This window comes from Georgenia sp. Z1344, assembly GCF_049856295.1.
GTDB lineage: Bacteria > Actinomycetota > Actinomycetes > Actinomycetales > Actinomycetaceae > JB111.
The window spans coordinates 32,366-49,264 of record NZ_JBNDMZ010000008.1; the positions used below are offsets into that span (position 1 = coordinate 32,366).

Sequence of the window (16,899 nt, forward strand, 5' to 3'; positions counted from 1 at the left end):
TGGTGGTTGAGGACAGTGTGTCGGAGCGGCCGGGTGCCGCGGTGGTCGTGTGCATGACAGGGACTGTCGCCGCGCGCCTCGCCGCTCCGCGTCACCCGCGGGTGTGAATCGGTCCCCTACGCACGGGGGAGGGGAGGCGCCGGAACGCCCCCGACGACGAGAGGCGTCCCCGGCTACCGTGTCCGGGTGAGCACACCGACCGGTACGGGCGTCGTGCGCGTCGCCGTCGTCGACGACCAGGCGATGGTCCGGCAGGGCTTCGGCGCCCTGCTCGACGCGCAGGAGGACATGACGGTGGTCGGCAGCGCGTCCGACGGCTCCGAGGTCGTCGACCTCGTGCGCCGCACCCGCCCCGACGTCGTCCTCATGGACATCCGCATGCCGAAGGTCAACGGCCTCGACGCCACCCGCGCCGTCTTCGCCATGCCGGGGGACGAGCACCCCCGCGTCGTCATGCTCACCACCTTCGACGCCGACGAGTACGTGTTCGCCGCCCTCCAGGCCGGGGCGAGCGGGTTCCTCCTCAAGGACGCCACCGCCGACGAGCTCGCCGGCGCCGTGCGCGTGGTGGCGGCCGGCGAGGCGCTGCTCTCGCCGTCGATCACCCGCAAGGTCATCACCGACTACGCGGCCCGGCCCTCGGGTCGGCCGGACCCCACCGTCCTCTCGCCGCTGACCGAGCGCGAGCTCGACGTCATGCGCCTCGTCGCGACCGGGATGTCCAACGGCGAGATCGCCGGCGAGCTGTTCCTCGGCGAGCAGACCGTCAAGACGCACGTGTCCCGGATCCTCGCCAAGCTCGGCCTGCGGGACCGCACGCAGATCGTGGTCACGGCCTACGAGTCGGGGCTCGTCGCCGTCGGACGGTGACCCGGCGGCTGAGCGGACGGCTGGTCGGCCGTCCGGCCGGGCGGTGCGCCCGGCGCGAGGTGCTCGCGGAGCGTTCCGCCCCGGTAGTCGCGACGCAGGCGCCCGCGGCGCTGGAGCTCGGGGACGACGCCGTCGACGAACTCCGTCAGCGAGGACGGGTACAGCGCCGACATGACGACGAAACCGTCGGCGGCCTCGGCGTCGACGATCGCGCACAGCTCGTCCGCGACCGTCGCCGGGGAGCCGGTGGGCTGGGGCTTGAGCTGGCTGATCGCCTGCCGCTGGGCGAGCTCGCGGACCGTGAGGTCCTCCGCCCGGCTCGCGCGCAGCAGCATGTCCTCGAACCCCTCGCTCCCGGTCGCGCCCCGGTGGGCGATGAGGAGGTCGGCGGCGCGGGCATCCGGGTCGAGGTCGTCCGCGTGCAGGAGGCGTCCGAGCATCGTGAGGATCTCGCGTTCGTCGAGCAGCGCAGCCATCTCCTTCAGGCGGGCGCGGGCTGCGTCGTCGGTCGCGGCCACCACGGGCTGGACCGCGGCCAGCACCCGCAGGTCGTCCGGGTCCCGGCCCCACGCGGCGGCGCGGGCGCGCAGGTCGGTGCGCAGCGCGCGCATCGCGGCCGCGTCCTCGGCGACGACGAACACCACCTCGGCCCAGCGGGCGGCGAAGGTCCGGCCCCGCTCCGAGGCGCCCGCCTGCATGAGCACCGGTCGTCCCTGCGGGCTGCGCGGCAGCGTGACCGGTCCTCGGCTCAGGGCGACCGCCTCCGGGTCCGCACCCGCACCCGCACCCGCACCCGCATCCGCGTCTGCCTCCGCACTCGCGCCTGTGTCCGGGACCCGGTGCACGTGCGCCGGGTCCGCGAACATCCGGCGTTCCCGGTCGAGCACGAGGGCGTCCGGCCCCCACGAGTCCCACAGGTCCAGGACGGTGCGCACCACGCGGTCGGCCCGGTCGTAGCGGGCCGCCTTGCTGGGCATCGCGGACAGGCCCATGTTGCGGGCCTCGGCGTCGGTGGTCGAGGTGACGACGTTCCACGCCGTCCGGCCGCCGGAGAGGTGGTCGAGGCTGAGCATGGTGCGGGCGATGGCATAGGGCGGCAGGAAGGTGGTCGACATCGTCGCGCCCACACCCAGGTGCGTCGTGGCCGACGCCGCCACCGTGGCCAGGGTGACGGGGTCGAGGTAGATCGCCCCCTTGCCGCCGGTGCGGACGGTGGTCGCGTAGTCGCCGGCCGCGTCCTCGGGGACGGCGAGGGCGTCCGGGAAGAAGATCATGTCGAACCGGCCGCGCTCGAGCGTGCGGGCGAGGTCGGCGTAGAACGACGCGCCCAGCCAGTCCCCACGCGAGAGCGGATGGCGCCACGACTCCGCGTACTGGCTGGTGGGGGCGTTGACCAGGGCGACGAGGTGCATGGGTCTCTCCGTCGGGGGTGGTGGTCCGTCGGTGGGCGTGTTCATCCGGCTATCCGAAGAGGGCACCGGGCCCCCGCAGCGTCCCGGCGAGGTGGCTGACGACGAGCACGGCGGCCAGCACGGCGAGCACACCGGCCAGCAGCGCCCAGTCCGCGCCGCGCACCGGGGTGGGCCGCCACGTGGTGCGGGGGGCGAGCCCCAGCCCCCGGGACTCCAGGGCCTGAGCCATCCGTTCGCCCTTGCGCAGCGACACCACGAGCAGGGTGAACACCACCCCGGCCAGGTGGCGCGCCCCTCGTGGGGGCCGGCCCCGCACGTCGGGGGAGCGCGCCGCGTGGGCGTGCCGGATCGTCGACCACTCGCGCGGCATCTCCTGCAGCATCCGGTACCCGGCGAGGACGGCGTAGGTCATCCGCGCGCCGAGCCGGGCGTTGTGGTGCAGGCTCGTCATCAGTGCCACGCCGTCGGTGGACAGCAGGAACCCGACGACGCAGACCCCGATGACCAGCGAGCGGACGCCGAGCGCGGCTCCCACCTCGAGCCCCTCGACCGTCACGCGCAGCACGCCCCACTGCCACAGCACCTCCCCGGGACGGGTGAGGACGTTGACCGACAGCACGCCCAGGCCGAACACGAGGAACGGGAGCTGCGCCAGCACCAGCGTGCGCGGCGCGGCCCGGGTGCCCACGGCCACGGCGGTCAGGGCCAGCGCGTAGAGCGCGAGCGGCGTGAGCGGGTCGAGCACGAACACGACCGCGAGCGAGACCGCGGTGAGCGCGGCGAGCTTGACCGTGGGGTTGCGGCGGCTCAGCGGGGCGTCGCCGAGCGGTGCCCGGGCGAGCGCGGTCATCGGCCCACCCGCTCGTCGAGCCTGCGCAGCACGTGTGCGAGCGAGCTGCCGGGCACGTGCGCGAGCAGCCAGGACACGAGCGGGGGCAGGCTGAGGCCCGCGCGCCGCACGAGGTCCGCATCGCTGAGCACCTCGTGCGTGGGACCGTCGGCGATCATCTCGCCGTCGGCGAGCAGGACCACCCGGGTGGCGAGCGTGGCGACGGTGCGCAGGTCGTGGCTGGAGAGCACGATCCCGCGTCCCGCGGTCGCCTCCGCGCGCAGCGTCTCCATGGTCGCGACCGCGTCGCGCCGGTCGAGCCCGAGGGTGGGCTCGTCCGCGAGGAGGACGGGAGCGTCGTGGGCGAGGACGGCCGCGAGGCTGAGCCGGCGCTTCTCCCCGCCCGAGAGCCGGAACGGGTTCTGCCCGGCCAGGTGCTCGAGCCGGTGACGCCGCAGGCGGTCCGCGACCGCGGCCTCGCCCGCCTCGCCGGTGAGCCCGTGCCCGATCTCGGCGGCCACGGTGTGCGTGAGGAACTGGTGCTCGGCGTTCTGGAACACCATGCCCGGAGCGTCCCCCGTGACGGTGCCGGCGAGCGGCGGCAGGAGTCCGGCGAGCGTGAGCAGCAGCGTGGACTTGCCGACCCCGTTGGGGCCGAGGACCGCCACGACCTCCCCGGCTCGGACCGTGAGGTCGATCCCGGTGAGCACCGGGTGGTCCTCGGGGGCCGGGCCGGCCCCCCGTCCGTCGTCCCGCCCACCGCGACGCCCCGCGCGCCGACGTCCGCCGCGCCAGGCCGCACGGCCGGCGCTCAGCCCGCGCGCGGACAGGAGGGGCGGTCCGGCAGTGGTCGGCGCCGACTCGGGCGCCGACACAGGCTCGGGCCCCGGTCCTGGATCGGTCTCCGGCTCGGTCCCCGGGCCCGACCCCGGTGCTACCTCGGCGGCGAGCCCGCGCAGGTGGTCGGTGCAGCGGGCAGACGACAGCCCGCCCGGTCCACCGCAGGCCGCCGCGAGCTCCGCCTCGAGCGGAAGCCAGCAGCCGGCCGCCACGAGCTGTTCGGCGTGCGCGAGCAGGATCTCGACGGTGTCGCCCGCGGCGAGCAGCGTGCCGTCGGGGCCGAGCACAACGGCGCGGGAGGGCAGCCCGGCGATGCCGGCCGGGCCCGCCCACTCGTCGAGCCGGTGCTCGACGAGCACGACCGCCGGGTGGTGGCGCCGCACCGCCGTGCCCAGTGCGTCGCGCACGGCGGCGATGCCGGCCGGGTCGAGCATCGAGGTGGGCTCGTCGAGGACGAGCACCTCCGGCTCCGTGACGAGCGCGGCCGCGAGCGCCACCCGTTGCGACTCGCCGCCGGAGAGGTCGGCGGAGGACCGGTCGCGCAGCGCGCCCGCGCCGACGGCGTCGAGCGCGGTGTCGATGCGGTCGTCGATCGCGGCCGGGTCGGTGCCGTGGTTCTCGAGCGGGAGCGCGAGCTCCTGCTCGACCACCGGGAGGCACACCGCGGCGCCCGGGTCCTGTGCGAGGGCGCCGATGCGGCGGGAGCGCTCGACCACGGGCGTGCCGAGGTCGTGCGCCCCGGCCACCGTCACCTCCCCCGTGACCCGTGCCGTCACCGTGTGGGGCACGACCCCGGTGATCACCTGCAGCACCGTGGACTTGCCCGAGCCCGAGGGCCCCAGGACCACCACGTGCTCGCCGGGCGCGGCGCCGAGCGTGACACCGCTCAGCGCCGGCTCCGGCCGGCGCGGGAAGTGCACCGACACGTCGGTCAGCGCGACGGCCGACGCCGCCGCCGTGCCCACGGCCGGACGGTCGTGCCCGGTGGCGGCCCCGTCGTCGGGGGAGGTCCGGGCCGGCCGTGCCGACAGGCCCGTCATGCCTGACCGGCCCGGCCGATGGCGAAGTTGTCCACGACCCCGGTGCGCGCGAGCGCGTCGACGACCACCTTGGCGAGGAGCCCGCCCAGGACGACGCCGGACAGCGCCTGGATCGCCAGGCGCAGCGCGAAGATGTCCTGCCCGTACCAGCCCGAGCGGAACGCGGAGTAGAAGAACACCAGCGTTGCGCCGAGGAGCCCGGCCAGGGCGAAGATGCCCCACCCGAACCTCCGGTAGCGGGTGAGGAAGAACGGGAGCTCGCAGCCGACGCCCTGGAGCAGGGCCGCCACGAGGAGCAGCGGGCCGACCGGTGAACCGAGGAACGCGAACTCGATGGTCGCGGCGAGGACCTCGGCGAGCACGCCGGCGCCGGGACGCCGCACGATGGCCACCGCGATCGGGGCGACGATCAGCCAACCACCGAAGAGGACGTGCTCGGAGAGGTCGCCCGCGGGGCCCATGAGGACGCGCAGCCCGCTCCAGCCCTGGACGAGAGCCCAGTAGGCGAACCCGAAGACCGCGCCGAGCACCACCACGATCACGAGGTCCTTCAGCGCCCACGGGCCGTACCCGTGGCTCTGGTCCGCGCCGCTCATGACGCCACCTGCTCGCTCGGCGAACCCACCGAGACCGTGAGATGGGTGACGACGTGCGGGACGCTCGCGCCGACCCGCGCCCACGCGTCCGTCGCCGTCGCCACGACCTCCCCGAGGTCGCCGGTGAGCATCGTCGCGTAGTGCGCGGCCTCGCTCGCCACGCCCCGCTCCTGCGCCTCGGTGATCGCCGCCATGATCGGCTCCATGTGGTCGCCGCCGGCGGAGGAGCCGTCGAGCAGCGGGTACAGCGACCACTGGGCGCGGGCCGGGATGCCGGTGGGTTCGAGCTCGATCGGTGCGGCCGGGTCGGTCGCCTCGACGAACGACCGCGGGTCGCAGGTCACCTCGCCGGGGCAGCCCCGGGAGAGCAGGAGGTGCGCCACCACGTGGCCGCCGCCGGTGCGGCGGGAGGCGGCCTCGACCAGCGCGACGGCGTACGCGGCCAGGCGCTGCTCCGCCGGCGCGCGCCGCGCCCCGACGTACGTGCTGACGGCATCGCTCTCGACGACGAGCCCGTCGGTGAGGCCGCGCTGCTCGACGTCGGTGATCGAGCCGAGGATGACGTCGACGAAGTCGTCGGCGTGCGGGTGGATGCTCAGCCGCATCCCGATCCCGAGCTGCTCGGGTGTCGGGTCGGCGGAGCCGGTGCCCGCAGCGGTTCGCGGGTCGACCTGCGCGTCGTCGAGGGCCTGGGTTCTGCCGGCGTGCGTGCTCACGGTGCCTCTCCCGGCCCGCGGGTACGTCGAGACCTCCCGGAGCGAGACGTCCGGCAGGTGCCCTGCTCCCTACGCCGGTGCTAACCGGATCAGGTTGACGGGTCTGCGGACTCTCCGCACTCTCAGCGCCGTTCGGCGCTCCCCGGGGGTTGCCGGCACGCTACCGGTCGGGCCTCGGTGCGTCGAGGCCCGACCGCACGTTGGACCCGCTGGTCAGGCGCGGGCGCCGAGGTCGGCGATGTGCTCGGGCAGCCGCTCGTGGCTCCCGTACATGAAGTGGTTGGCCATGTTCTCCGAGAACCGGCTCGCCTCCGTGGTCCGCCCGACCGCCACGGCCACCTGACGGATGTGGATCGGGGACGCGCCGCAGCAGACCCCGAGGTAGTGCGCGCCGAGCGCGTAGGCCTCGTGGGCGAACTCGCCGATCTCGTAGCGGTTCGCGTACAGCGGGTCGAGCGCGGTGGGGAAGGGCCGGCCGTGCGGCGCCGGCACGCTCGCGCCCGGGTCGGTGAGGCTGAAGAAGGTCGGCTCGGCCTCGGTGGTGCGGTAGGGGATCGGGAGGGCGCCGACGTGACAGCTCACGGTCTCCCGGATCCGGCGCAGCCACGGGAGCATCGTGTCCGGCCCCCGGAAGCAGTTGAGCCCGACGACGTCGGCTCCACCCTGCTCGAGGCGCTGCGCCGTCTCGACGATTCCCACGCCGTCGGCCATCTCCTCGAGCGCCATCGGCGCGAGCGTGAGGACCACCGGCAGGCCGCTCGCGCGCGCCACCTCGAGCGCGGTGAGAGCCTCGCCGGCGTAGTAGAAGGTCTCGCCGACGAGGATGTCCGCGCCCTCGTCGACCGCCCAGCCGACCATCTCCTCGAACATCGACCGGACCTCGGCCTGGGTGCCCGTGTCGGACGGGTCCCACACGTTGGTGTTGGAGATGTTGCCGGCCACGAGGTTCCCCGGCACCGCGTCGGCGACCTCACGCGCGATCTGCAGGGCCGCGCGGTTGAGGGGCTCGAGGAGGTCCTCCTTGCCGATCACCCGCATCTTCTCGCGGTGCCCGTTGTAGGTGAACGCTTCGACGACGTCCGAGCCCGCGCGCTGGAAGTCGACGTGCACGGCCCTGAGCGCCTCAGGGTGCTCGAGCGCCACCTCGGGCACGAACTCGCCGGCGGTGAGGTAGCCGCGCCGCTCGAGCTCGAAGAGGAAGCCCTCGGCGCAGATCACCGGCCCGGCGTCGAGGCGTTCGGAGAAGGTGGCGGGCTCGGTGGTCGTGGCGTGCGCGGTCATGCGGTGCTCCTCGTGGTGGTCTCGGCGAGTGCCGCAGTGAACCGCGCGGGGCGCTCGCTGCGCTCGCGCGAGCGGCCACGGCTCACCTGGTGAGACGGGGGCTCGACGACGACGGGCAACGGCGAGCCCGTGCGAGCGCCCGGATGGCTGCCCTCGCGTCGAATCCGATGATCGGAGACGATGCCGTCATGCGAACGGTCACTGCCGCGGAGGCGTCACGCCGGTTCTCCGAGCTGCTCGACGCGATCGAGGCCGGGGAGACGGTGATCGTGATGCGTGACGATCGACCGGTCGCCGAGGTCCGGCCCGCACGCCGTGCGTCGGGGCGAGAACTGAGAGCCGCGCTCGGCGGGATCGCACCACCCGACGATCGATTCGTCTCCGACGTTCCGGACGCCGTCGACATGCTCGACCCGGAGACCGGGGCCTCCCGGGGCGAACGCTGATTCTCGGTACGAACGTCCTCGTGGACCACGAGCGGGGCTGTCTCGACACGTTCGCGCTCGACGATGACGAACTCGCGGTTGCGGTGCGTTCAGCCCGCCGGGTCCCACACCGCTGAGGTTCCGCGCCGGTGGCTGCCGACCAGGTGCGTGTCGACGATCCCGACGGCCTCCATCAGCGCGAACATCGTCGTCGGACCGACGTGCCGGAAGCCTGCGGCCTTGAGCGCCTTCGCGAGCGCGACCGACTCCGGCGACGAGCTCGGGACCTCGGCGAACGATTGCGGCTCCGGCGTCACGTCGGGACGGTGCGACCACACGAGCTCGGCCAGCCCGCCGTCCGCCCGCAGCGCCACGGTCGCCCGGGCGTTGTCGATCGTCGACTCGATCTTGCGGTGGTTGCGCACGATCGCGGCGTCGGCCATCAGTCTGTCGACGTCCGCGTCCCCGAACGCCGCCACCGCGTCGGGGTCGAAGTCGTCGAACGCCTCCCGGAAGGCCTCTCGCTTGCGCAGGATCGTCAGCCAGGACAGCCCCGACTGGAAGACCTCGAGGCTGATCCGCTCGAACAGCCCCTGCTCGTCCCGCACCGGCATGCCCCACTCGGTGTCGTAGTACTCCCGCAGCGTCGGGTCGCTCGCGGCCCAGGCCGGGCGAGCCAGGCCGTCCGCGCCGACGACGAGCCCGTCGTCGGCTCGCGTCCCGCTGTCCCCCGACCCGGCGTCTCCCGCCGCCGTGGCGTTGCCTGCTGCCGCGGCGCCTCCCGACGCTGTGCCCGGCGTCGTCGTTCCCGCGTCCGTCTCGTCCCTGCCCGTCCCCGCCATGTCTGCATCGTCGCCCGGGCCGGGAGGCCCACGCACCCCGTGGTGGCACATCTGTGGATGCGGCGCTGCGACCGGCACCTGTGGACCGCCGTGCGGTGTGCCGCTGTGCCGACGCTCGCGGGGAGCGCCGGCACGCTGGAGGCGTCGGTCGTGGGCGACCGGGATCGGCCCGCACGGGCGCCCGGGACCTCCGCCGGTTACCGTCGAGCACATGGCCGAGACCCGCCCGACCGTCCCCGAGGACGCCCCCGAGGTCCCCGCCGCGACCGCCCGACTGCGCAGGACGTTCGAGGCGGGCGCGACCCTGGCGCGCACCGCGCGACGTGGACACCTCGCCGACCTGAGGCGCCTCCTCGTCGAGGGCGGCCCCGAGCTCGCGGACGCGCTCGCCGCCGACCTCGGCCGCCACCCCACCGAGAGCTGGCTCGCCGAGATCGCCTTCACGATCGGCGAGCTCGACCACACCGTGCGCCACCTGCGGCGCTGGACGAGCAACCGCCGGGTCCCGGTGCCTGCGACGCTCCTGCCCGCCTCGGCGAGCGTCGTGCGCGAGCCGCTCGGCGTCGTCGCCGTGATCGCGCCGTGGAACTACCCGGTCCAGCTCGTGCTCGCCCCGCTGGTCGGTGCGCTTGCCGCCGGGAACACGGTGGTTCTCAAGCCCAGCGAGATCGCCCCGGCCACCTCGCTCGCCCTGGCCTCGCTCGTGGGGCGGTACCTCGACCCGGGCGTCGTCGCGACCGTCCAGGGCGGCGCCGGCACGACGACCGCCCTCCTCGAGCAGCGCCTCGACCACATCTTCTACACGGGCGGCGCCCGGGTGGCCCGGATCGTCGCGACCGCCGCGGCGAAGCGCCTCACGCCCGTCACGCTCGAGCTCGGCGGGTGCAGCCCCGTGTGGGTGGACCCGCGCCAGGACCTCGCGGCGGTGGCCAACCGCATCGCCTGGGCCAAGTGGCTCAACGCCGGCCAGACGTGCGTGGCGCCCAACCACGTGTTCACCACCCCGGAGGCCGCGGAACCGCTCGCCGACCACCTCGCCGCCGTCACGCGGGAGATGTACGGGGCCGACCCGTCGACGAGCGACGACTACGGCCAGATCGTCAGCGGGGACCACCACGCGCGCGTCGCGGCGCTGCTCGACGACACCGTCGCCGCCGGCGCGACCCTGCATCACGGCGGCCGGCGCGACGCCGCCTCGCGATACCTCGAGCCGACCGTCCTCACCGGCGTCCGTCCCGACCACCCCGTGATGTCCGAGGAGATCTTCGGCCCGGTCCTCCCGATCGTCGCCGTCGAGGGTCTCGGCGAGGCGATCGGGCACATCCGCGCGGGCGAGCACCCGCTCGCCGCCTACGCCTTCACGGACGACGACGCCGACCGCACCCGCCTCGTGCGCGAGGTGCGGGCGGGCGGCATGTCGTTCGGGGCGCCCATGCTCCAGCTGTCCGTCCCCGGTCTGCCGTTCGGCGGCGTGGGCGAGTCGGGAACGGGCGCGTACCACGGGGAGGAGTCCGTGCGGCGGTTCAGCCACGAGAAGTCGGTGCTCGCCAAGCCGCTGCGCCCCGACACGCTCGCGCTGGTCAGGCCGCCGTACGGCCGTCGGACGGGCGCGATGATCCGGGCGATGTTCGGCGTCTCGCCCCGGCGGTAGGACGCGCCGAGGGTCGGCCGGTCACGCTGCGCCACACCGACCGCCGATGCTGTGCGCGGGAGGGGTCAGCCGCCCCAGACCCGCAGCTCCCACGCGGCCTCGGACAGGTTCCACGCCGTCCACGCCGGGTAGTACCAGGCCGAGACGGCGGCCACCGAGCCCAGCACGACGACGAGCGCGAGCAGGCCCGAGCGGTTCGTCGTCGTCGAGGCGTCCTCCGCGACCGCGAGGTCGAGGAGGGAGGGGCGGGGACGCGAGTCGGGCATCGCGGTCCGGTCGTCGGGACGCGCGAAGTGCCGGCGCAGCCACGCCCACCGCTCGGCCTCGCGCTCGACGTCCGGTCCGCGACCCAGCGGCGCGTCGGTCGGCGGCCGCAGGATCCCCAGGAGCCAGCCGAGCGCGTAGGTCAGGGCGAGGACGACGAACGCGACGAACGCGACCGAGTAGAACTGGAAGATCGTGCGGTGGGAGTACAGCACCACCCAGGGCAGCCACATGGACAGGTAGCCCGAGAGGATCACCCACGCGCGCCAGTCGCGCAGCCGGAGAGCCGCGTAGAGGACCACGCCGAGGGCGACGACTGCGAGCCACCACGTCAGCGGGTTGCCGATCGAGGTCACGCCGGCGATGCACTGCTCGTCGCCGCACATGCCGAGCGCCGACCGCTCCTCGCCGCCGGCCCGGTAGAACAGCGTGGGTCGCAGCTGGAGCAGCCACACCATCGGGTGCCCCTGCGACTCGTGCGGGTTGACCAGGCCCGTGTGGAACTCCATCATCCGTGCGTGGTAAGCCCACCACGAGACGAACGAGTCGGGCAGCCAGGACGGGTACCCGGTCTCGAGCCCCGCCGCCCGCTGGTCGGCGGCCCACGTGCGGTTGAACCCCGCCGACGACGCGAACCACGACGCCCAGCTCGCGAGGTAGGCGAGCGCGGCGGTGGGCACGAGGGCGAAGAACGCCGGTGCGCCGCCGCGCCACACGCCGTCCGCGATCCAGCGCCGCGACCCGACCGCCCGCCGGGCCGCGGTGTCCCACACGTAGACCATGAGCCCGAGGACGGCGATGGCGTAGGCGCCCGACCACTTGACGCCGCACGCGGCGCCGAGCACGACGCCGGCCGCGACGAGCCACCAGCGGATCCCCACGCGGGGGGCCGGCCCGGAGGGCAGGCGTCCGTCCGGGGAGGCGGCGATCTGCTCCGCGGAGCGGCGGGCGAGGATCGCCCGCGTCGACTCCCGGTCCTTGAGGACCAGCATCGTCCCGGCGAGGACGAGGACGGCGAGGAAGACGTCCAGCAGGCCGATGCGGCTCGAGGTGATGCCGACGCCGTCGACCGCGAGGAGGAACCCGGCGACCCCGCCGAGCAGCGCCGACCGGAACAGCCGCGTGCCCAGGTGGGTGACGAGGACGACCATGAGCACGCCCGCCACCACCGAGCTCAGCCGCCAGGACTCGGGGTTCTCGGGGCCGAGCAGGCGCATGCCGATGGCGATGAGCCACTTCCCCAGCGGGGGGTGGACGACGTAGTCGGCCTCGGTGCTCAGGGCACCGAAGTCGCCCTCGGCGAACCGGGGGTTCGCGTCGTCGCCCTCCCAGTCGCCCTCGTACCCGAGGGTGAGCAGGGAGTACGCCTCCTTGACGTAGTACGTCTCGTCGAACGCGAGGCGGCCGGGGACGCCGAGCCGGGGCAACCGGACGGCCGCCGCGAGCACACCCATGAGCAGCGGGACGAGCCAGCCGAGCAGGCGGGTGCGCGGGTCGAGGACCTCGCCGAGCGGGCGCAGCCCGAGCCGCGCGCGCAGGTTCTGCTCGACCTCGTCGGCTGAGCCGTGCATCGGGCGGGGGACGCCATCGCGGCGGAACCTGCCGGCAGCGCGTCCCCGACGGGACGTGGTCGCCGCTGGGTCGTCCGAGTGCTCGCCGGCGCCCGCGTGCCCGGGGTCTCCGTCGCCCGTGGGGTCACCGACGCGCCCGGGGGCTGCGCTCGCTCCGCCGCCGTCCGGGTCGTCCGCGGGGTAGGGCCCGGGTCCGCTCGACGTCACGCGGCGAGTGTAGGGAGACGGCGGGCCCGACCGGTGACCGTCCGCGGGGGACACTGACCACATGAGCGAGCAGTCCGGCGTCGTCATTCTGGCCGCCACCCCCATCGGCAACGCCGGCGACGCGTCGCCCCGCCTGCGCGCGGCGCTCGCGTCGGCCGAGGTCGTCGCGGCGGAGGACACGCGCCGGCTGCGGGACCTCGCCCGCCGCCTCGAGGTCAGCGTCACCGGGCGCGTCGTCAGCCTCTACGAGCACAACGAGGACGCGCGCTCGGCCGAGCTCCTCGACACCGCGCTCGCGGGCGGGACGGTGCTCGTCGTCAGCGACGCCGGGATGCCCGCCGTCTCCGACCCCGGGTACCGCCTGGTGCGCCACGCCGTCGACGCCGGGGTGCGGGTCTCCACGCTGCCCGGGCCGTCGGCCGTGCTCGCCGCCCTCGCGCTGTCCGGGCTGCCGACCGACCGGTTCGCGTTCGAGGGCTTCTTGCCGCGCAAGGCGGGCGACCGGGCGAGGGCGCTGGCCGCCGTCGCCGACGAGCAGCGCACGCTGGTGTTCTTCGAGGCGCCGCACCGGCTGCTCGAGACGCTGGCCGCGATGGCCGAGGCGTTCGGTGCGGACCGGCCGGCCGCCGTGGCGCGCGAGCTGACCAAGACATATGAGGAGGTCCGGCGCGGGACGCTCGGCGAGCTCGCCGCGTGGGAGGGCGAGGTGCGCGGGGAGATCTGCGTCGTCGTCGGGGGAGCCGCGCCGAAGGAGGTCACGCTCACGGACGGCGTCGGGGAGGTCCTCGCTCTCAGCGCGGACGGGATGCGGCTCAAGGAGGCCGCGGGCGAGGTGGCCGCGGCCACGGGGCTGCGCAAGAACGACCTGTACGCCGCCGCGCTGGAGGCGCGCTCCACGCACTGACCCGGAACATCCGAGTGCCTCATCAAAGGTTGACCCAGAGGGCGTCGCCGACATCGGCGGATACCGCGCCAGCGCCGTCGACGCAGGGGGGCACCCGGCCGGGCTGGCCGTGGACTTCATGACCGGTCAAGACTGCGGGCTTGGGGGATCGGGTCGTCGCCTACCTCACCGAGCACGCCGATCGTCTCTTGGTGGACTACATCATCTGACACCAGGCCATCTGGCACGCCGTCGAGCCGCAGGCTGGCTGGACGCCGTTGCCCGGCCGCGGCTCGGTGACCGCGAACCACGACGACCACCCCCACGCGAACCTGCGGCCGACCCCCTCCGCGAGCACGGGGGCGCTGGACTGCCTGCCCGCCTCCGCCGCGCTCTCGCCCGGGCAGGCGGGTAGTGGCCAGTCGGTGACGCCGGTCGACGGGTCCATCACCAGTTCCTACGGTCCCCGGCTGGGCCTGACGGGACACGTGATCGTCATCGACCACGGCGGCGGGCTGCAGACCAGCTACAACCACATGTACGCCGGCGGAGTGGGTGTCCGTGTCGGGCAGCGGGTGGGCGCCGGGCAGGTCATCGCCGCCGTGGGCAATGACGGCAACTCCACCGGTTGTCACCTGCATTTCAGGGTCTATGACCGGGGTCGGCACACCGCGCCGGAGACCTTCATGGCCACGTGGGGGTGGACGTGGGGCGAGCGCCGTCTGTGCGCGTGAGCTCGGCGCGGGTCGGGGTCCTCAGATCAGGGTTTGGAAGTTGGCGACGAGGCCCTGCAGGTAGCCCGAGACCCAGGTCCACAGACCGGTGACCATGGCCAGTCCGAGGAGGACGAGCAGCCCACCGCCGAGGCGCTGGAACGCGCGGCGGTGTCGGCGCAGGAAGCCCAGTGCCCGGGTTGAGCGGGACAGCAGCATCGCGCCGGCGACGAAGGGGATACCCAGCCCGAGGCTGTAGGCAAACACGAGGATCCCGCCGCGGGCGGGGTCGGCCTCGTTGAACGCGAGGCTGAGGACTGCCGCCAGGGTCGGTCCCATGCAGGGGGCCCAGCCCAGTCCGAAGACGACCCCAAGCAGCGGCGCACCCCACAGGCCCTGCCGGGGGGTCAGGTGCAGGCGCCGGTTGCGTTGCATGAAGGGGACGTAGCCCATGAAGGCCAGGCCCATGAGCACGACGACGCCGCCGAGGATGCGGGTGGTGAGGTCGAGCCAGGGGGCGAGCAGGATCCCGAGCCAGGCGAAGATGACGCCGAGCAGGACGAACACGGCGGTGAAGCCGGCCACGAACAGCAGCACCCCGGCGAGCAGCCGGCGGTCACGGACCTTGGTCTGGGGTCCGCCGATCAGTGGCGTGTCGGGTGTGGTGACCCCGGCCATGCCACTGAGGTAGCCGACGTACCCGGGCAGCAGGGGCAGCACGCAGGGGGAGGCGAAGGAGATGAAGCCGGCGATCGCCGCCACGGGAAGGGCTGCGAGCATGGGGCCGGTGAGCACGGTGCTGGCGAAGAAGGAGCCGAGCTGGTCCCACATCGTTCAGGCCCTCTCGGCGAGGGTGTCGGCGATCAGGCCGCGCGGCGTGGTGCGGTCGAACTGGCCGAGGATGCGCGCGGCGACCCGGCCCTGCTGGTCAAGGACGACGGTGGTGGGCATGGCCTGCAGCGGCACGACCCCACCCGTGGCCGCCGCGGCACGGGCGTCCCGATCATGCAAGGAGGGGTAAGGGACCTTGAAGGTGCGCTCGAAGGCCTGGGCGGTGGCGGCGTCGTCACGGGGGTTGACTCCCAGCATGCGCACCCCCTGGTCCTGGTTGTCCTCGGTGATGGCCTTGAGGTTTGGTGCCTCGGCCCGGCACGGGGGGCGTGCGGCGTACCAGAAGTTCCGCATGACCACGTTCCCGAGCCAGTTGACCAGGTCGATGCTCTCCCCGGGGTAGCTGGTACCCGTCATGTCGATCGGTTCACCGCGCTGGTCGGGGGTCCACATGGCCAGGGAGGGTGGCCAGGGCAAGCCGGGTCGCCGCGACTGTGCGCAGCTGCGGTGAGCCCGGCGGCCTGGGCCTGGGGCTGGGCCTGGGCCTGGGCCTGGGCCTGGGCCTGGGCCTGGGGCATGGTCAAGCATCGGTGAAGACTTTTCTTTCGCGTGGTTGGTGGTGTTCAGGGCAGCAGGGTCTGCCAGTAGGTCCAGAACTGGGCGCCGATGAGCGTCAGGATCACCAGGTACCAGCCGGTGAGGAGCACCCCGTGATACTCCAGCAGAACTCGGCGCAGGACGCGGGGCGCGGGCAGGTGGGCGGCGCTGAGGTTGTGCAGGGTGGTGTACCAGAACACGGGGATGGTCACGGCCCACACGACCATGCAGTACGGGCACAGCGCCTCGATGCGGTACAGGCTCTGGAAGATCAACCAGTGCACGAACCCGGCCCCGAAGGTGACCCCGGCCTGCAGGCCCAGCCAGAACCACCGCCGGTACCTGCCGCCGGCCGCCAGACCCATACCGACGGTGAGCAGGATCGCAAACCCGGCCACCCCGATGATGGGGTTGGGGAACCCGAAGGCATCGGCTTGGGGGGTGTTCATCACCGACCCGCAGGACAGCACCGGGTTGATGCTGCAGCTGGGCACGTAGGTGGGGTCGGCGATGAGGGCGATCTTCTCCACCAGGAGCACCACGGCAGCGACCAGCCCGATCGTGCCGGCCGCGACCAGCAGCGCCGTCAGATGGCGCGGCGGGCCGGGCGTGGCGCTGTCCGCGGCCCGCTGACCGCGAGGTGGTGCCAGGGGCAACATCTGATCAGCTGGCCAGCGCGGCGTCGATGAGGGCGCTGAACTCCTCGAGGCTGGCCGGGGAGATCATCTGCCCGTTGAGGAAGAACGTGGGGGTGCCCTGTACACCCAGCGCCACCCCGTCGGCCATGTCCTGGCGGACCCTGTCGAGGGTGGCCGGGTCGGCTACGGTCTGGTCGTAGGTGGCCATGTCCAGGCCGAGGTCCTGGGCGAAGGTGCGGAACAGGTCGGCCTGGGAGGTCTGCTGGTCGCCCCACTGCGGCTGGGTCTCAAACATCTTGTGGTACATCGCCTCGAACTGGCCCTGTTGGGCGGCGGCCTCGACCGCTACGGCCGCGTTCTCGGAGTTGACGTGGCCGGGGAGGGGGAAGTACCGGGCCACGAAGGTGACCTCTCCGGCGTAGTCCTGGCGCAGCTGCTCCACCGTTGGGTAGGCGGCCCGGCAGGCCTCGCACTCAAAGTCCATGAACTCCACCAGCGTCACCCGCCCGTCGGGGGCGGTGGACAGGTGGTGGCTGTCGTCGCGCACCAGCGGTGCGGCGGCGCCTTCGTTGGAGGCGTTGGCCGTGGTCTGTGGGCCGGAGCCAGATGTGGTGATGAAGACGATGGCCGCCACCACGGCGGCAAAGAAGCCCACGAGGAGCAGCGACAGCTTCACGTTCTTGGTCATTCGGA

General features: G+C 73.8%; 17 protein-coding genes and 1 riboswitch. Of the genes, 5 read left to right on the plus strand and 12 right to left on the minus strand.

Going from position 1 to position 16,899, the window contains the following annotated elements; all coding sequences use genetic code 11:
- The first annotated feature begins 186 nt into the window (after positions 1-186).
- Positions 187-870: a response regulator gene (locus ACPYO6_RS09900; RefSeq protein ID WP_425714690.1), complete on the plus strand. Its 684-nt coding sequence runs from the start codon at positions 187-189 to the stop codon at positions 868-870.
- On the opposite strand, the gene ACPYO6_RS09905 is transcribed toward ACPYO6_RS09900, so the two are convergent.
- The 6 genes from ACPYO6_RS09905 to ACPYO6_RS09930 form a co-directional block, all read right to left on the minus strand.
- The gene (locus ACPYO6_RS09905; protein ID WP_425714691.1) at positions 837-2,282 is read right to left on the minus strand and encodes an LLM class flavin-dependent oxidoreductase; all 1,446 of its coding nucleotides are present in this window, start codon (positions 2,280-2,282) and stop codon (positions 837-839) included. The two genes, ACPYO6_RS09900 and ACPYO6_RS09905, sit on opposite strands and share 34 nt — an antisense overlap.
- Positions 2,283-2,331: 49 nt before the next feature.
- On the minus strand, positions 2,332-3,132 hold the full coding sequence (locus ACPYO6_RS09910; protein ID WP_425714692.1) for an energy-coupling factor transporter transmembrane component T family protein: 801 nt from the start codon (positions 3,130-3,132) through the stop codon (positions 2,332-2,334).
- Entirely contained in the window at positions 3,129-4,991 is a 1,863-nt protein-coding gene (locus tag ACPYO6_RS09915; RefSeq protein WP_425714693.1) for an ABC transporter ATP-binding protein, read from the minus strand. The genes ACPYO6_RS09910 and ACPYO6_RS09915 overlap by 4 nt, the downstream gene beginning before the upstream one ends.
- Complete coding sequence (locus ACPYO6_RS09920) at positions 4,988-5,587, minus strand: ECF transporter S component (RefSeq protein ID WP_425709303.1); 600 nt, start codon at positions 5,585-5,587, stop codon at positions 4,988-4,990. Before ACPYO6_RS09920 ends, ACPYO6_RS09915 begins: the two co-directional genes overlap by 4 nt.
- A complete protein-coding gene (locus tag ACPYO6_RS09925) occupies positions 5,584-6,303 on the minus strand; it encodes a YkoF family thiamine/hydroxymethylpyrimidine-binding protein (protein WP_425714694.1) in 720 nt (239 codons plus the stop codon). The genes ACPYO6_RS09920 and ACPYO6_RS09925 overlap by 4 nt, the downstream gene beginning before the upstream one ends.
- A gap of 47 nt (positions 6,304-6,350) precedes the next feature.
- A riboswitch (TPP riboswitch) is annotated at positions 6,351-6,458 on the minus strand.
- Positions 6,459-6,516: 58 nt separating this feature from the next.
- Entirely contained in the window at positions 6,517-7,584 is a 1,068-nt protein-coding gene (locus ACPYO6_RS09930; protein WP_425714695.1) for a homocysteine S-methyltransferase family protein, read from the minus strand.
- 188 nt (positions 7,585-7,772) lie between these two features.
- Between ACPYO6_RS09930 and ACPYO6_RS09935 the strand changes: the two genes are divergently transcribed.
- Positions 7,773-8,030 (plus strand): type II toxin-antitoxin system Phd/YefM family antitoxin, encoded by a 258-nt coding sequence (locus ACPYO6_RS09935; RefSeq protein ID WP_425714696.1) that lies wholly within the window; start codon positions 7,773-7,775, stop codon positions 8,028-8,030.
- 89 nt (positions 8,031-8,119) lie between these two features.
- Here ACPYO6_RS09935 and ACPYO6_RS09940 read toward each other — a convergent pair whose 3' ends face one another.
- Positions 8,120-8,851 carry a DNA-3-methyladenine glycosylase I gene (locus ACPYO6_RS09940; protein ID WP_425714697.1) on the minus strand — a complete coding sequence of 244 codons (732 nt, stop codon included), beginning with the start codon at positions 8,849-8,851 and terminating at the stop codon, positions 8,120-8,122.
- A 211-nt stretch (positions 8,852-9,062) separates the two neighbouring features.
- On the opposite strand from ACPYO6_RS09940, the gene ACPYO6_RS09945 reads away from it, so the two are divergent.
- The gene (locus tag ACPYO6_RS09945) at positions 9,063-10,502 is read left to right on the plus strand and encodes an aldehyde dehydrogenase family protein (protein ID WP_425714698.1); all 1,440 of its coding nucleotides are present in this window, start codon (positions 9,063-9,065) and stop codon (positions 10,500-10,502) included.
- Between the two features lie 65 nt (positions 10,503-10,567).
- On the opposite strand, the gene ACPYO6_RS09950 is transcribed toward ACPYO6_RS09945, so the two are convergent.
- Positions 10,568-12,544: a dolichyl-phosphate-mannose--protein mannosyltransferase gene (locus ACPYO6_RS09950; RefSeq protein ID WP_425714699.1), complete on the minus strand. Its 1,977-nt coding sequence runs from the start codon at positions 12,542-12,544 to the stop codon at positions 10,568-10,570.
- 61 nt (positions 12,545-12,605) lie between these two features.
- Between ACPYO6_RS09950 and rsmI the strand changes: the two genes are divergently transcribed.
- Together rsmI and ACPYO6_RS09960 are read left to right on the plus strand one after the other, a co-directional pair.
- Positions 12,606-13,448: a 16S rRNA (cytidine(1402)-2'-O)-methyltransferase gene (gene rsmI / locus ACPYO6_RS09955; protein ID WP_425714700.1), complete on the plus strand. Its 843-nt coding sequence runs from the start codon at positions 12,606-12,608 to the stop codon at positions 13,446-13,448.
- 275 nt (positions 13,449-13,723) lie between these two features.
- Positions 13,724-14,161, plus strand: a complete 438-nt coding sequence (locus tag ACPYO6_RS09960; RefSeq protein WP_425714701.1) for a M23 family metallopeptidase — start codon at positions 13,724-13,726, stop codon at positions 14,159-14,161.
- A 21-nt stretch (positions 14,162-14,182) separates the two neighbouring features.
- Here ACPYO6_RS09960 and ACPYO6_RS09965 read toward each other — a convergent pair whose 3' ends face one another.
- The 4 genes from ACPYO6_RS09965 to ACPYO6_RS09980 form a co-directional block, all read right to left on the minus strand.
- On the minus strand, positions 14,183-14,971 hold the full coding sequence (locus ACPYO6_RS09965) for a cytochrome c biogenesis CcdA family protein (protein WP_425714702.1): 789 nt from the start codon (positions 14,969-14,971) through the stop codon (positions 14,183-14,185).
- 3 nt (positions 14,972-14,974) lie between these two features.
- Positions 14,975-15,424 (minus strand): TlpA family protein disulfide reductase, encoded by a 450-nt coding sequence (locus tag ACPYO6_RS09970; RefSeq protein ID WP_425714703.1) that lies wholly within the window; start codon positions 15,422-15,424, stop codon positions 14,975-14,977.
- Between the two features lie 170 nt (positions 15,425-15,594).
- The gene (locus tag ACPYO6_RS09975) at positions 15,595-16,227 is read right to left on the minus strand and encodes a vitamin K epoxide reductase family protein (RefSeq protein ID WP_425714704.1); all 633 of its coding nucleotides are present in this window, start codon (positions 16,225-16,227) and stop codon (positions 15,595-15,597) included.
- A 4-nt stretch (positions 16,228-16,231) separates the two neighbouring features.
- Positions 16,232-16,894, minus strand: a complete 663-nt coding sequence (locus ACPYO6_RS09980) for a DsbA family protein (protein ID WP_425714705.1) — start codon at positions 16,892-16,894, stop codon at positions 16,232-16,234.
- Positions 16,895-16,899 lie beyond the last annotated feature (5 nt).

Coding starts and splice junctions, on each gene's coding strand:
- ACPYO6_RS09905 (WP_425714691.1), bottom strand. CDS start 2,282: ATGCACCTCGTCGCCCTGGTCAACGCCCCCACCAGCCAGTACGCGGAG.
- ACPYO6_RS09910 (WP_425714692.1), bottom strand. CDS start 3,132: ATGACCGCGCTCGCCCGGGCACCGCTCGGCGACGCCCCGCTGAGCCGC.
- ACPYO6_RS09915 (WP_425714693.1), bottom strand. CDS start 4,991: ATGACGGGCCTGTCGGCACGGCCGGCCCGGACCTCCCCCGACGACGGG.
- ACPYO6_RS09920 (WP_425709303.1), bottom strand. CDS start 5,587: ATGAGCGGCGCGGACCAGAGCCACGGGTACGGCCCGTGGGCGCTGAAG.
- ACPYO6_RS09930 (WP_425714695.1), bottom strand. CDS start 7,584: ATGACCGCGCACGCCACGACCACCGAGCCCGCCACCTTCTCCGAACGC.
- ACPYO6_RS09935 (WP_425714696.1), top strand. CDS start 7,773: ATGCGAACGGTCACTGCCGCGGAGGCGTCACGCCGGTTCTCCGAGCTG.
- ACPYO6_RS09940 (WP_425714697.1), bottom strand. CDS start 8,851: ATGGCGGGGACGGGCAGGGACGAGACGGACGCGGGAACGACGACGCCG.
- ACPYO6_RS09945 (WP_425714698.1), top strand. CDS start 9,063: ATGGCCGAGACCCGCCCGACCGTCCCCGAGGACGCCCCCGAGGTCCCC.
- rsmI (WP_425714700.1), top strand. CDS start 12,606: ATGAGCGAGCAGTCCGGCGTCGTCATTCTGGCCGCCACCCCCATCGGC.
- ACPYO6_RS09965 (WP_425714702.1), bottom strand. CDS start 14,971: ATGTGGGACCAGCTCGGCTCCTTCTTCGCCAGCACCGTGCTCACCGGC.
- ACPYO6_RS09970 (WP_425714703.1), bottom strand. CDS start 15,424: ATGTGGACCCCCGACCAGCGCGGTGAACCGATCGACATGACGGGTACC.
- ACPYO6_RS09975 (WP_425714704.1), bottom strand. CDS start 16,227: ATGTTGCCCCTGGCACCACCTCGCGGTCAGCGGGCCGCGGACAGCGCC.
- ACPYO6_RS09980 (WP_425714705.1), bottom strand. CDS start 16,894: ATGACCAAGAACGTGAAGCTGTCGCTGCTCCTCGTGGGCTTCTTTGCC.